Below are 12,807 nucleotides of genomic sequence, written 5' to 3'. Positions count from 1 at the left end.
GCACGTGGCGTTGTGGAGCCGAACCCATGCTCGGCTCCACAGGACATCCGCTCAGCGCGAGGTGGAGGTGCTGACCAGTTCGTAGCGTTCGATGCGGCCCAGGCGGGCAACCTCGGCCTGCACGTCGGCGCGCTGCTTCAGCGCACGCCAGGCTGCATCGATCTTCACGTCACCGGGCAGCGACGGATAGGTGCGCATGTCCTGCAGGGAGGCCAGTGTCTCGCCGCGCTCGACGGGTGAGCGCAGCTGTTCGATCAGCACGGCTGCGGCGCCATCGAGATTGCCCTCGTCCAGCAGCATCTCACGCTGGAACAGGCGCGCGTCATCGCCCTGGGCCAGGATCGCTGCACGCGCGGCCTGTTCGGCCTTGGCATCACCACGTTCACGGGCGGCAACGAACTGCAGCAGTGCCTGGGCCGCCTTGCCGTAACCGGCCAGGCCCGGCATGTCATTCACCGCGGTGGCGGCATCCTGCATGCGGCCCAGCGAACTGAACACGAAGCCGACGTTGAACTGGTGCTCGGCACCATCCGGGCCCAGTGCGCCGATGCGTGCGGCCAGCTTGGCTGCGGCCAGCGCATCATCGGTACGGCCCAACCGGCGCAGCGCCGTAAGCCGGCTGTTGAGCAGCCACGCCACCCATTCGGCTTCCGCCGCCGAAGGCGACTCACCTTCGGCCGCCGCATCGGCCATGCCATCGGTCAGTGCCAGCACTTCCTCGTTGCGGTCCAGCATCAGCAGCGTGCTGCTGAACTCGGCCATGCGCGCGTCCAGCGCCCGGTCGAGCAGGCCGGAAACCCGCAGTTCGTCGAGGTGCTTCTGTGCAGCCTGCACCGGATCGAAGCGGGCATCGGCGCGGTCGACATAGCGATCAAACCGCTTGTCACTGCGCAGGCGGATGATCTCGGCGGGGCCGGTGATGCGCGCCAGCGTGGCGGGAATGTCGTCGCCACGGCCGTTGTCGGCCTGCAGCGTGGCCAGTGCCAGCCACAGTCCGGTGGGTTCCAGGCCGCCGCTCTTCCAGCCGTTGTCGAACAGCGCCTGCAGCAGTTCCATGCGCTGCTGCGGCTGGTCACGCAGGCGGAACTGCAGGTAGTTGATCGCGTGGCGGTCCACCGGCAACGGCGCGTCGGCATGCTTCAGCGCCTGCACCAGGTGCTTCGTGGCAGGTGCTGGTTGGTTCTCGGACAGTTCCACCGAGACCAGGGTCAGTAGGATCTGCGCATCGTCCGGCAGTGCTTCCTGTGCGCGCTGCAGGTAGCGGCGGGCCTGGTCCGGCTTCTTCTGCACCATCGCGGTCCAGCCGGCCACCTGCGCGGCGCGGCCGCGATGTTCGGCATCGAAGTCATCCAGCATCGGATCTTCCATCAGCCGTTCCATCGCGATCAGCGCGCCCAGCGTGTTGCCACTGCGCGACTGCTGGATGGCTTCATCCCATCGCGTGGCATAGGCCTGGTGCATCGCATCGGCGGTGACGGACGGCTTCTGTGGCGCCACCGTGATCGAAGCGGTGGCGGATGAACTGGCCAATGCGGCAATCAGCAGGGCGGCGAGGGGGAGGATGCGGGGCATGGAGGATCTCCATCCGTGGGAACCGCATTGAACCTGCTGGAGCCAGCGAGAACAAGCGCGATGGATGGAACTCTGGCGTTTGACCGCACGATTGGCCATGGCGGATCGTGCGTTCAGCGTCTATTGTCGGTGCCTCTTCAGACAGCAGGCAGGCAGCGCAGCACGATGGCACGGTGGCAATGGATGGCGGCAGGCGTAGCGTTGGCGACGGTAGTGGCATTGGCTGCGACCTGGTGGGAGACACCGCTGCATACGCTGGCTGAACCGGCGGGTCCGGTTCCAACGCCGTTGGCGTGGACCGCGCAGATCGAACCGCTGGCCGGCGATGGCCAGCCGGGTGACCGCGATGGCGCGTCCGCGCAGGCACGTTTCGCCGATCCGTACGCGCTGCTGCGCGGCGCCGATGGCAGCGTCTATTTCACCGATGCCGGTGACAACAACCGGATCCGCCGCCGCTTGCCCGATGGCCGCGTTGAAACGGTGGCCGGGCAGGGCGAGGGGCGCGTTGATGGCCCGGCACTGCAGGCCAGTTTCAACACGCCCTCGGGCATTGCCGCCGACGCGCAGGGCAACCTGTATGTGGCCGACACCGGCAACCATGCCATCCGCCGCATCGGCACCGATGGCCAGGTGACCACGCTGGCCGGTGGCGAACAAGGCTACGCCGATGGCCCTGCCGCGCAGGCACGCTTCGATGCGCCGATGGGCATCGCAGTGGATGCGCAGGGCCAGGTCTACGTGGCCGATACCTTCAATGACCGCATCCGGGTGATCGGTACCGATGGCAACGTACGCACCCTGGCCGGTGGCGATCGGCCGGGCCTGGCCGATGGCACGGGCGCCGCTGCGCGCTTCGATACGCCTGTGGCCCTGGCCTTCGATGCGCAGGGCGCGCTGCTGGTGGCCGATCTGTTCAACAACGCGGTACGCCGCGTAGGCGCCGACGGTACGGTCAGCACCGTGGTCGCCGCCGGTGGCGTGATCAATGGGCCGCTGTCGCTGGCCACCACCCACGACGGCGTGCTGTACGTGGGCGATCTTGATGGCCGCATCGTGCAGGTGACGCCGCAGGGCCACCAGATCGCGCTGGTCGGCAATGGTCGCCTGCCGCGCCTGGCCCGCCCCAGCGGATTGGCGATGGATGCCGATGGCAGCGTGCTGGTGGCCGACGCCGCCAGCTACCGTCTGCATCGCCTGCGGCCGCTGCCGGTGGGCGAGCTGCCGGCACCGGCACTGGTCGGCCCGGCCGCCGATGCCGCGTTGCCGAAGACGGGCGGCCGCTGGCCGCTGGCACCGCAGGACGGTTGGCATGAAGTGGTCGGTACGCTGGGTGAGGTACGCGGCAACTTCACCGGCGAGAGCCGCCACCACCTGCATGGCGGCTTCGACGTGCGCGGTGATGTGGGCCAGACCGTGCTGGCGATTGCCGAGGGCAAGATCAGCAGCCCGGTGGCTGCCTGGAACCTGGGCGAGCAGGCCGAGGGCCTGGCGGTGGACCGCCTCAAGTACATCCACATGCGGGTCGGCCGCACCCCGCGCGATGAACCCTACGATGCGCGCTGGCAGGCGCTGTATGACGAGCAGGGCAAGCTGCAGCGGATGCGCGTGCGCCGCGGCATGCGCATCCACGTCGGCGATCGCCTGGGCAGCATCAACAACCAGGCGCACGTGCACCTGGCGGTGGGTACCGGCGGCTTCGAGACCAACGCGGTGGCGCTGGGCTTCCAGGGCTACGCCGACCACTTCGCGCCGCGCATCACCGATGTAGCGTTGCTGGACGACAACGACCAGCCGATGACCGCCGGCACCGATGGCGTGGTGATGGTGGCGCGCCAGGGCCGCGGCGTGCAGATCGTGATCGAGGCCTGGGACCAGGTCGACAACAACCTGCCGCGTCGTCGCCTGGGCATGTACCAAGTGGGTTACCAGATCCTCGATGCCAGTGGCCGGGCGTTGCAGGGCTACGAACAGCCGCGCTGGAACATCGTGTTCAACCGCATGCCGCCGCAGAAGGAAGCGGTGCGCGTGGCCTACGCACCGGACAGCGGCATCACCGTGCATGGCAGTGCAGTGACCCGGTTCCGTTACCTGGCCACCAACACCGTGCGTGATGGCCTGATGGAAACCGGGCGCTGGCAGCCGGCGGCGCTGCCAGCGGGCGAGTACATCGTGCGCGCCAGCGTGCGCGACTACAGCGGCAACGAAGGCGTCGGCCCGCGCGAGATCAGAGTACGGCTGCTGCCATAGCCGCAGCCGGGGCGCCGCAGCGTTCGCGCTCGGCGTCCATGTCTTCCAGCGGCCGCACTTCGATGCTGCCGAAGCGTGCCCACGGGAAGTCGCGGGCGATGCGCATGGCTTCGTCGCGATCGCGAGCCACGATCAGGTTGAAGCCGGCCAGCAGTTCGCGGGTTTCGGCGAACGGGCCATCCAGTACACGGCTGTGGCCATCGCGCACGCGCAGGGTCTGCGCGGTGTCGACCGGCTGCAGCTTCTGCGCCGCCAGCAGCGTGCCCTCGGCCTGCAGCTTGTCGGCGTGGGCCAGGCAGTCGCGCATCAGCGCGTTGAATTCTTCGGTGGGCAGGGCCTGCAGGAGGGAAGGCTCGATGTAGATCAGAAGCAGGTACTGCTGCATGGCACGGTCCTGGCGGGGGCGGGGGTCCATGATCGCGCAGGTTTGCGCACGGGCATGTTGCAGCGCGGGAGGCGGCGCCTTCGGCGGGGATCGGCGAACGGCGGAGCCCCTCCGTGGTGGGTTGGGTTTGGTCGCTGAAAGCTGGGTTCCTGGCGGTTGGCCGGGTGGGTAGGCGGGTCGGGGGACGCCGTAAACCCATCCTTGGGGGCTTGGCCGCGGCATCCATGCCGCGGACACCCCCGCCCCGCCTACCCACCCGGCCTTGGACAGATCTCTGCAGCTGATCCACCACGGAAAATCACAAACAAGAGCAAAAGCGGGTCGCTCCGCTCGCAAAGCCGAGGCCGCCAGCCAACCGCGGTTGCTGTTGCCTTTGCTTCTGCCTTTTCTCTTGATTTTCCCGTGGTGCGTGCCGGAGGCAGGAAACTGTCCAAGGCCGGGTGGGGAGGCAGGGCAGGGGCGTGAGCCGCATGGATGCGGCGACCGAGCTTACATGGACGTACTTGCAGCGTCCCCTGCCCTGCCTCCCCACCCGGCCAAACCCATGAACCCGAGCTTTCAGCGACCAAACCCAACCCACCACGGAGGGGCTCCGCCGTTCGCCGACCTCCGCCGAAGGCACGCTTTCCGCGGAAGAAAAAATTTCCAAAAGACGTGTCGATTCCCAGCCCCCTGGTTCGTTGTACCCAGTGAAGGGCACGCACCACGCGTCCCCACGGGAGACCGCAATGAAAGTGATGGTGATCGTGAAGGCCAACGCCGACTCCGAAGCCGGCCGCATGCCCAGCGAACAGGAATTGTCCGAAATGGGCGCCTTCAACGAACAACTCGTGGCCGCCGGCATCATGCTGGCCGGTGAGGGCCTGCATGCCACCCAGCGTGGCCGCCGCATTCACTTCGGCGGCGGCACACCCAAGGTCGAGGCCGGTCCGTTCGGTCCTGCCAGCGAACAGATCGCCGGCTTCTGGCTGTGGGATGTGCGGTCGCTGGATGAGGCCGTTGAGTGGGCCAGCCGCGCGCCGTTCGGCAGCGGCGGCACGCTCGAACTGCGTCCCTTGATCTCCGCTGAAGACTTCGGTGAAGCCTTCACCCCCGAATTACAGCAGCAGGAACAGCGTCTGCGTGCACAGCTGGAAGGTTGACCCGATTCATCTCCCTGCCGGGCACGCCCCGGCGTTACTGCCCTGAACCACACAACGGAGTATTGCCATGAAACTGATTCCCTTCCTCGGCTTCAGCGGCCAGGCCCATGAGGCGATGGCGTTCTACGCCAAGGCACTCGGTGGCCAGGTCACGTCGGAAATGAAGTACCGCGACATGCCGCCCTCCGATGGCTCGCCGGGCTGCAATGAAATGCCACCGGAAACCCTGGACCACGTTGCGCACAGCCAGCTGGAAATCGGCAGCGCCATCGTGATGGCGGCCGACGGTCCCGGCGGTGGCGAGGGTGGTTCGACCACCATCAATGTCGACGTCGACAGCATCGAAGAAGCCGAGCGCGTGTTCGCGGCGCTGGCCGAAGGTGGCCAGGTGCAGATGCCGATCGCTGAAACGTTCTGGGCGCACCGCTGGGGCATGTTGATCGACCGCTACGGCAAGCCGTGGATGGTCAACTGCATGAAGCAACCCTGATTCCTCTCTTTCTTTCATCCACAAGGAGCTTCACCGATGAGTGCACCGCAACCGCAGATGATCTTCGTCAACCTGCCTGTGCAGGACCTGGAGAAGTCGAAGGCGTTCTTCACCGCGTTGGGATACAGCTTCAATCCAACCTACACCAATGACGATGCGGCTGGCATGGTCATCAGCGAGAGCATCTACGTGATGCTGCTGACCCAACCTTTTTTCCAGCAGTTCACCAACAAGCCGATTGCCGATGCGCACACCCACACGGAAGTGATCAATGCGCTCTCTGCACCCAGTCGCAAGGCAGTTGACGAGTTGGTGGACAAGGCACTGGCCGCCGGCGCCAGCGAACCGCAGCCGGCGCGCGACCTGGGCTTCATGTACCAGCGCGGCTTCCAGGACCTGGATGGCCATCTCTGGGAAATCGCACACATGGACGGCGAGCCGGGCTGACGGCCGCCGCAAGGGAGAACCCTCATGGCTTACGTGGATGCTTACGTGCTGCCGTGCCCACAGGACAAGGTGGCGGCCTACCGCCGCCTTGCCCGCAAGGCCGGTGCGGTGTGGAAGGACCATGGCGCGCTGCAGTACATGGAATGCGTGGGTGACGATGTGGAACCGGGACAACACACCTCGTTCCCGCGTGCGGTCAAGGCAAAGCCCGGCGAAACGGTGATCGTCGCCTTCGTGGTGTTTCGTTCGCGCGCGGCGCGCGACCGCATCAACGCCAGGGTGATGGCCGACCCGCGGCTGGCGTCGCTGGGCCCGAAGGACATGCCGTTCGATACCAAGCGCATGTTCTGGGGCGGCTTCAAGCCGATTGTTGAAGCGTGAGCTGCGGCGCTTGTGCGGGCCGGGCGTGCGTGCTGTGATCGGCGCATGCTCGATCCCGCACTGACGCAGCGTCTGGAAACCCTCTGGCGGATGGAGTCGCCGGTGTTGATCGCGCGCCTGGCGCGGCTGCTCGGGGGCGATGTCGGCCGTGCCGAGGAGCTGGCCCAGGACACCTGGCTGGCCGCGCTGGAGCGCTGGCCGGAGCAGGGCATCCCGGACAACCCCGGAGCCTGGCTGATGACCACTGCGCGCAACCGTGCCATTGATGTGCTGCGACAGCACCAGCGGGTGGCGCAGCAGCATGCGCAGTGGGGCGAGGAACTGCATCCAGCGGCGCTGCCGGCACCAGATGACAGCCAGGCGCTGGAGGATGACCTGGGTGACGATCTGCTGCGGCTGATGTTCGTGGCCTGCCATCCGGTGCTGCCGGCCGACGCGCGGGTGGCACTGACCCTCCGCCTGCTCGGTGGCCTGACCACCGTCGAGATCGCACGTGCGTTCCTGCAGCCGGAGCCGACCATCGCCCAGCGCATCGTGCGCGCCAAGCGCACCCTGGCGCAGAAGCAGGTGCCCTACGAGGTCCCTCGCGCAGACGCGATGCCCGAGCGGCTCGGCTCGGTGCTGGAGGCGATCTACCTGGTGTTCAACGAAGGTTACGCGGCCAGTGCCGGTGACGACTGGATGCGTCCGGCGCTGTGCGAGGAGGCATTGCGGCTCGCGCGCATTCTGGCGCACCGGCTGCCGGTGCCGCCGGTGCTGGGCCTGCTGGCGCTGATGGAGCTGCAGGCCTCGCGTGCCGCAGCACGGACCGATGCGCAGGGCGTGCCGGTGCTGCTGGACCAGCAGAACCGCGCGCGCTGGGACTGGCTGCAGATTGAACGCGGGCAGCAGGTGCTGGCGGGCGCGCTGGCCGCCGGTGGTGCTGATGATCCCTATGTACTGCAGGCGCGCATCGCAGCGTGCCATGCAGCGGCGCGTCGCCCCGAGGATACCGACTGGCCGCGCATCGCAGCACTCTATACGCAGCTGCTGCAGGTGCAGCCCTCGCCAGTTGTCGCATTGAACCGCGTGGTGGCGATACTGCGCAGCGACGGTGCCTTCGCGGCGTGGGCGCAGCTGCAGCCGTTGCTGGTGGATGCGCGACTGCGAGAGTACGCGCCGCTGCAGGTGGTGCGCGGGGAGCTACTACAGGCGCTGGGACGCGACCTGGATGCACGTCACGCTTTTGCGGAAGCCGCCAGACTCAGCCAGAACCAGGCAGAGCGCGGCCTGTTGCGGCAAAGGGCCGGTCTGCCCCCCACGGAGTGACCTCGACGAAGGCAGCACTTGTCGGCGGGCCCGCGAGCCGTTATGTTTCGCGCCCAGCGGACGCGTCAGCGTCCACTTTCCATGCGTATTGACCGAGGAGCGGTTGGATGTATTCAAGGACGAAGAGCGCATCGCGCGCTTTTGCGCGCCTGCTTGCCTGTGCCCTGTGCCTGGTCGTATGGCCGATGGCCGTGCAGGCAGCAGACAAATCACAGCAGGCCTATTGGGCCGGTTTTGCCTATACCGCTGATGCCGCTGCCGTGCAGGCGACCACGCCGCATGCGCATGCGGTGCTGGAACAGCGCGGCTTGATCCCGTTGAACCAGGCGCTGGCACAGTCGCTCAAGCGCCGCGCCCCGGCCCACCTGCAGCTGATCGACCAGCCGGTGGCGATGCTCGACGGCACCACCAGCGCGACCGTGCTGGCCGCGGCACTGGACCGCGAGCTGGTGTCGGTCGAACCGATCGGCAACCAGTACAAGGTGCTGGTGGAAGTGGCGCTGCAGGCGCTGTTCTTCGACTTCCGCGAACGCCAGGTGATCGCGTCCTATCCGCTGACCCTGCAGCGCATCGACGTGCAGGATTACCGGCCGGACAACGACGATATCGACGCGATCGTCGCCGATCTGCTGTACGGCAACGCTGCGACCAGCCTGTCGCAGGTACTCGCGGCCAGCCTCGCCCAGGCCAAGCTGCCCGACGCGGCGGTGCGCCGGCTGCAGGTCGGTGGCGTGACCCTGTCCGACGCGGTCCGCGCCAAGCTGCCCGACCCGAAGTGGGAAGCCCCGCTGCGCGCCACGCTGGCCCATGAGCTGTCCAAGACGCTGTCGTCCAATACCGGTGTCGGCCTGCTGCCGCCGGCCTCGGGCCAGGCGATCGGTGGTGCGATGGCGGCGCGCTTTGCCGACGGCAAGGTCTACCAGCTGAAGATCCCCGAGCCGGACTACGTCATCAACCTGCAGGTGGATGCGTTGAAGAACGGCGTGATCGAAGAAACCCCGGCGATGAAGACGATGCTGTTCGGCGCGTTCTTCACCGCCAAGGTGACCGAACCGTTCTCCGGCAAGGTCTATTTCGAACAGCCGCTGCGCAAGGGGGCCACCAAGGTGGTGCCGGTCACGCAGTGGCAGGTTGACCAGTGGTCGGCCAGCTACGAAACCCTGCTGGCCGGCTTCGACGCCTTCGCCGGCGCTGCCGCCAAGCGCGCCGATTCGCGCGGCTGGCTGGACGAACAGAAGCCGGGCGGCCGCCCGTTGCAGCAGCAGACCCAAGCCCTTCAGGAGTTGATCAAGTCATGTCGTTGATGCGTACCATCCTGCTCATCCTCATCGCCCTGGTGGTTGCCTCGCCGGTCGCTGCACAGACTGCCAGTTCGCGCGGTACCGGTTCGGCCAGCTACGGTCTGCGCCTGAGTGCCGACACCCGCGCCCAGGCCCTGAACAAGGCCAAGGTCAATGCACTGGAGGCGTACATCGCCGAAACCGGTGCGGCCAAGCTGCGCCTGTTCGAAGCGCGTCGCGACGAGTTCATCGGCGAGATCGACCGCTACGTGCTCAGTGCCGTGCAGCTGTCGGACACCGAAGACAAGAAGGCCAAGACCTACACCGTCACCGTCCGCGCCGAGATCAACACCACCCTGCTGCAGACCAAGCTGGATGCAGGTTCGGCCGTGGCCGGTGCCACCGCCGCCCAGCGTTCGCTGCTGACCTTCCTGTTCATGGCGCGCTCGCAGGACACCGTGCAGTCGTTCCAGGACAAGGAATACCGCCGTGTCGACGCCAGCAGCAGCTACAGCGAGAACACCCGTGAAGGCGACAGCTTCCGCGGCAACTCGGTGAGCACCAACGGCAGCATCAACCAGAACGGTTCGATGTCGGTCACCAGCGGTGGCAGCACCACCCAGCGCAGCGACAACATCAGCTGGAAGGTGGCCAACGCCGCCGAAGTGAACACCGCGATGACCGGTGCCTTCAGCGCCGCCGGCTACGAAGTGGTCGAAGCCGAATACGTGGAAGGTGAGTCGCGCGGCCTGCTCAGCATCGAGCGCATCCGCAAGGACTTCAGCACCGGCAACGACCTGGCCCCGGCCACCCTGCGTGATACCGCCAACGGCATCCGTGCAGCCAACATCCCGTACATCGCCGTCGGCACCCTCGACGTCGGCATGCGCGACCGCGATCCGGCCAGCGGCAACACCCGCGTGTTCGTCACGGTCACCGGCAAGGTGCTGGACGTGACCGGTCGTTTCCCGCGCACCGTGTCGTCGGTGGGCCCGGTGCAGTTCTCCGGTACCGGTCCGAACGAAACCGTCGCCCGTACCAACGCGCTGCAGCTGGCGGCTGAAAAGGCTGCCCAGCAGATGATCAACGAACTGAACGTCAAGGCGGTCCGCTGATCCGCCACCCCGGTGGGTGCCGAGCTCGCTCGGCATCGCCCTGGGGTTACCGATTCCCACGTGCCGCTTCGCGGCCGTCTCTCCCAAAGGACACTCATATGATCCGCAATACTGCTCTTGTCGTGGCCATCGCTGCCGCCACCCTGTCGATGCCGGCCCACGCTGGCCTGGGCAAGCTGAAGGACCTGGCCGGTGCCGCCACCGGCACCTCCAGCAGCAGCGCTTCCAGCGCCGCCGCCCCGGACGAAGCCGCGCAGGAAGCGCTGGTGCGTCGTTTCGTTACCTCGCAGTCGCACTCGCTGCAGGCCCAGACCTCGTTCGCCCGCGCCTTCGGTCTGGCCGAGCAGGTGCAGCTGCTGGAAGCCGAGCGCCAGGCGCTGTCGTCGGGTTCGGTCAGCGTCGATGCGATGAAGAAGTCGGTGTCGGTCAGCGAAGCTGCGCAGGCGGCGATCAATGAGCGCCAGGCCGCACAGCCGGAACTGAACGCTGAATCCAAGCAGCACTACGCCGAAGGCCTGGTCTCGCTGCTGTCCTCGGCGGCCGAAGCACAGAAGCTGGGCGGCGAAGCCAGCAACTTCACCGCCGGCATGAAGAACCTGGGTGCGACCCAGCTGGCCACCGTCGGCCGCAAGCTGGCGGCAGGTGCATGGGTGGCCAAGGAATCGCCGGGCTTCATCCAGGGCCTGTACGGCTCGACCAAGTCGGCCGTGACCTTCGCCAAGAAGAGCAAGGTGAAGGTGCCGTCCAACGCCGATTCGATGCTCGACAAGCTCTGATCCGAGGCGAATCTCCATGCGTATGACCTACCGTTTGATCGGCCTGGGCCTGGCTGCCACGCTGCTTGCAGCCTGTGGCAAGCAGGACACCCCGGCCGCCGCGCCCGCCAAGGACAAGGCAACCAGTGCACTGGCCAGCAATGCGCCAGTGGAAGCAGCGCCCCTGCGTGGCACGCCGGATTTCGGCGGCACCACCCAGGTCGCGCGCGAAGCCGACGGCATCGGCAGCACCCCGGAACTGGCGGTGCTGGCGGCATTGCAGTCGGCGGTGGCGCAGGTCAACGGCGTACGCGTGGCCAGCCAGATGCAGAGCCTGCGTGCAGGCCTGCATGTGGATGTGGATGGCGAACACGTCGGCGATATCCGCGCCGACGCGTTCACCCAGCAGATGATTGCCGGCTCGCAGGGCGCGGTGCTGGGCTATGAAATCCTGTCGCAGGATGAAGTGCGTCAGCTGGACGAGGAAACCATCGCCCGCGTGCGCGCCAGCGATGAAGGCTGGAGCTTCAAGGGCTCGGCGTCGGCCAGTGCGTCCGGCGAAGCCTCGGCCAAGGGCGGCTCTGCTTCGGCCAGCGTCAAGCAAAGCTACGACGAGAAGGTGAGTGTCGATGCCAAGCGTGGCGCCAGCTCCTACGATTCCGATGTGACCCATCGCAGCATGCGCAGCTACTGGAAGGTGCGCGTGCGCGCGCAGATCGCCCAGTACCGCGCACCGGACGAGCAGGGCAAACCGAAGATCGTGGTCGCCCTGCCGCGCACCAAGGCCGGCAGCTACGCCGTGGGCGACGGCCGCGTGGACGCCGATGAAGTGGCCGACGCGATCCGCGCACGCCTGTCCGACACGCTGACCCAGACCCAGCGCTTCATCGTGCTGGACCGCGAGTTCGGCGACGAGCTGCAGGCCGAGATCGACCACATCAACAGCGGCAACGTGCGCCTGCAGGACACCGCACGCGTGGGCCAGCAGCTGGCGACCGACCTGATCCTGATCCCGACCATCGAGCGCTTCGAATACCCGCGCAGCGTGCGCAACCTGCGCATGTCCGACCGCCAGGTGACCTCGTACTCCGGTGGCGGCCGCATCACCCTGCGCCTGATCAACGCCACCACCGGCCAGGTGGTGATGTCCGACAGCTTCGACCACCAGCTGGCCTCGACCGGCCCCAGCACCCTGCCGCGCGTGGTCAACGGCCGCAACATGGCCGCGGCGATGATGGAGTCGCTCTCGGGCCAGATCGGTACCACCATCGTCACCACCCTGTTTCCGGTGTCGGTGGTTTCTGTGGACGGTGACCAGGTAGTGCTGAGCCAGGGCGGTGACACCGTGCAGGCCGGCCAGCGCTGGCAGGCCGTGCGCCTGGGCGAAGAACTGAAGGACCCGCAGACCGGCCGCTCGCTGGGCCGCAGCGAACACCCGTGCTGCACCATCCGCATCGACCGCGTGGCCGCACAGACCTCGTACGGCACCATCGAAGACGGCGTCGACGCGATGCGCGGCGGCTTCCGTCCGGGCCAGATCGAACTGCGCCAGAAGCTGGGCAGCAAGCCGGCTGCCGCCGCCTCAGGTGCGACCGCCTCGGCCGCTCCCGCCGCCGCCGCACGCCCGGCCGCCAAGCCGAAGCCCAAGCCCGCTGCCGCCCCGGCCGAAGACCCGAACTGGTAAC

12 protein-coding genes are annotated in these 12,807 nt (G+C 67.3%); 10 read left to right on the top strand and 2 right to left on the bottom strand.

Annotated elements, in window-relative coordinates:
* Positions 1-51 precede the first annotated feature (51 nt).
* Positions 52-1,572: a tetratricopeptide repeat protein gene (locus AC13GF_RS05170; RefSeq protein WP_483003584.1), complete on the bottom strand. Its 1,521-nt coding sequence runs from the start codon at positions 1,570-1,572 to the stop codon at positions 52-54.
* 165 nt (positions 1,573-1,737) lie between these two features.
* Between AC13GF_RS05170 and AC13GF_RS05165 the strand changes: the two genes are divergently transcribed.
* On the top strand, positions 1,738-3,819 hold the full coding sequence (locus AC13GF_RS05165) for an NHL repeat-containing protein (RefSeq protein WP_483003583.1): 2,082 nt from the start codon (positions 1,738-1,740) through the stop codon (positions 3,817-3,819).
* On the opposite strand, the gene AC13GF_RS05160 is transcribed toward AC13GF_RS05165, so the two are convergent.
* A complete protein-coding gene (locus AC13GF_RS05160) occupies positions 3,797-4,204 on the bottom strand; it encodes a YciI family protein (protein ID WP_483003710.1) in 408 nt (135 codons plus the stop codon). The genes AC13GF_RS05165 and AC13GF_RS05160 overlap by 23 nt on opposite strands.
* Positions 4,205-4,932: 728 nt before the next feature.
* Between AC13GF_RS05160 and AC13GF_RS05155 the strand changes: the two genes are divergently transcribed.
* The 9 genes from AC13GF_RS05155 (at position 4,933) to AC13GF_RS05115 (ending at position 12,806) form a co-directional block, all read left to right on the top strand.
* Positions 4,933-5,346, top strand: a complete 414-nt coding sequence (locus AC13GF_RS05155) for a YciI family protein (RefSeq protein WP_483003582.1) — start codon at positions 4,933-4,935, stop codon at positions 5,344-5,346.
* A 67-nt stretch (positions 5,347-5,413) separates the two neighbouring features.
* A complete protein-coding gene (locus AC13GF_RS05150) occupies positions 5,414-5,836 on the top strand; it encodes a VOC family protein (RefSeq protein ID WP_005407887.1) in 423 nt (140 codons plus the stop codon).
* Positions 5,837-5,872: 36 nt separating this feature from the next.
* The gene (locus AC13GF_RS05145) at positions 5,873-6,283 is read left to right on the top strand and encodes a VOC family protein (RefSeq protein ID WP_021202152.1); all 411 of its coding nucleotides are present in this window, start codon (positions 5,873-5,875) and stop codon (positions 6,281-6,283) included.
* 24 nt (positions 6,284-6,307) lie between these two features.
* Positions 6,308-6,664 (top strand): DUF1428 domain-containing protein, encoded by a 357-nt coding sequence (locus AC13GF_RS05140; protein WP_483003581.1) that lies wholly within the window; start codon positions 6,308-6,310, stop codon positions 6,662-6,664.
* A gap of 45 nt (positions 6,665-6,709) precedes the next feature.
* Positions 6,710-7,972 carry an RNA polymerase sigma factor gene (locus AC13GF_RS05135; protein ID WP_483003580.1) on the top strand — a complete coding sequence of 421 codons (1,263 nt, stop codon included), beginning with the start codon at positions 6,710-6,712 and terminating at the stop codon, positions 7,970-7,972.
* 107 nt (positions 7,973-8,079) lie between these two features.
* Positions 8,080-9,276: a hypothetical protein gene (locus AC13GF_RS05130; RefSeq protein ID WP_483003579.1), complete on the top strand. Its 1,197-nt coding sequence runs from the start codon at positions 8,080-8,082 to the stop codon at positions 9,274-9,276.
* Positions 9,267-10,367, top strand: coding sequence for a hypothetical protein (locus AC13GF_RS05125; protein ID WP_483003578.1), 1,101 nt, complete (start codon positions 9,267-9,269; stop codon positions 10,365-10,367). Before AC13GF_RS05130 ends, AC13GF_RS05125 begins: the two co-directional genes overlap by 10 nt.
* A gap of 98 nt (positions 10,368-10,465) precedes the next feature.
* Positions 10,466-11,143, top strand: a complete 678-nt coding sequence (locus AC13GF_RS05120) for a hypothetical protein (protein ID WP_010484141.1) — start codon at positions 10,466-10,468, stop codon at positions 11,141-11,143.
* A 16-nt stretch (positions 11,144-11,159) separates the two neighbouring features.
* The gene (locus tag AC13GF_RS05115; RefSeq protein ID WP_483003576.1) at positions 11,160-12,806 is read left to right on the top strand and encodes a CsgG/HfaB family protein; all 1,647 of its coding nucleotides are present in this window, start codon (positions 11,160-11,162) and stop codon (positions 12,804-12,806) included.
* Position 12,807: the final 1 nt, after the last annotated feature.

Source organism: Stenotrophomonas sp. 22LJNL06-5-1, assembly GCF_056861455.1.
Note: the sequence above shows the minus strand (reverse complement) of the source record. Positions and strands in the feature narration are given on the sequence as shown.

What these genes read in the sequence shown, in the direction of transcription:
- AC13GF_RS05125 (WP_483003578.1), top strand. Translation starts at nt 9,267, where the DNA reads ATGTCGTTGATGCGTACCATCCTGCTCATCCTCATCGCCCTGGTGGTT.
- AC13GF_RS05120 (WP_010484141.1), top strand. Translation starts at nt 10,466, where the DNA reads ATGATCCGCAATACTGCTCTTGTCGTGGCCATCGCTGCCGCCACCCTG.
- AC13GF_RS05135 (WP_483003580.1), top strand. Translation starts at nt 6,710, where the DNA reads ATGCTCGATCCCGCACTGACGCAGCGTCTGGAAACCCTCTGGCGGATG.
- AC13GF_RS05145 (WP_021202152.1), top strand. Translation starts at nt 5,873, where the DNA reads ATGAGTGCACCGCAACCGCAGATGATCTTCGTCAACCTGCCTGTGCAG.
- AC13GF_RS05115 (WP_483003576.1), top strand. Translation starts at nt 11,160, where the DNA reads ATGCGTATGACCTACCGTTTGATCGGCCTGGGCCTGGCTGCCACGCTG.
- AC13GF_RS05140 (WP_483003581.1), top strand. Translation starts at nt 6,308, where the DNA reads ATGGCTTACGTGGATGCTTACGTGCTGCCGTGCCCACAGGACAAGGTG.
- AC13GF_RS05155 (WP_483003582.1), top strand. Translation starts at nt 4,933, where the DNA reads ATGAAAGTGATGGTGATCGTGAAGGCCAACGCCGACTCCGAAGCCGGC.
- AC13GF_RS05150 (WP_005407887.1), top strand. Translation starts at nt 5,414, where the DNA reads ATGAAACTGATTCCCTTCCTCGGCTTCAGCGGCCAGGCCCATGAGGCG.
- AC13GF_RS05130 (WP_483003579.1), top strand. Translation starts at nt 8,080, where the DNA reads ATGTATTCAAGGACGAAGAGCGCATCGCGCGCTTTTGCGCGCCTGCTT.
- AC13GF_RS05165 (WP_483003583.1), top strand. Translation starts at nt 1,738, where the DNA reads ATGGCACGGTGGCAATGGATGGCGGCAGGCGTAGCGTTGGCGACGGTA.
- AC13GF_RS05160 (WP_483003710.1), bottom strand. Translation starts at nt 4,204, where the DNA reads ATGCAGCAGTACCTGCTTCTGATCTACATCGAGCCTTCCCTCCTGCAG.
- AC13GF_RS05170 (WP_483003584.1), bottom strand. Translation starts at nt 1,572, where the DNA reads ATGCCCCGCATCCTCCCCCTCGCCGCCCTGCTGATTGCCGCATTGGCC.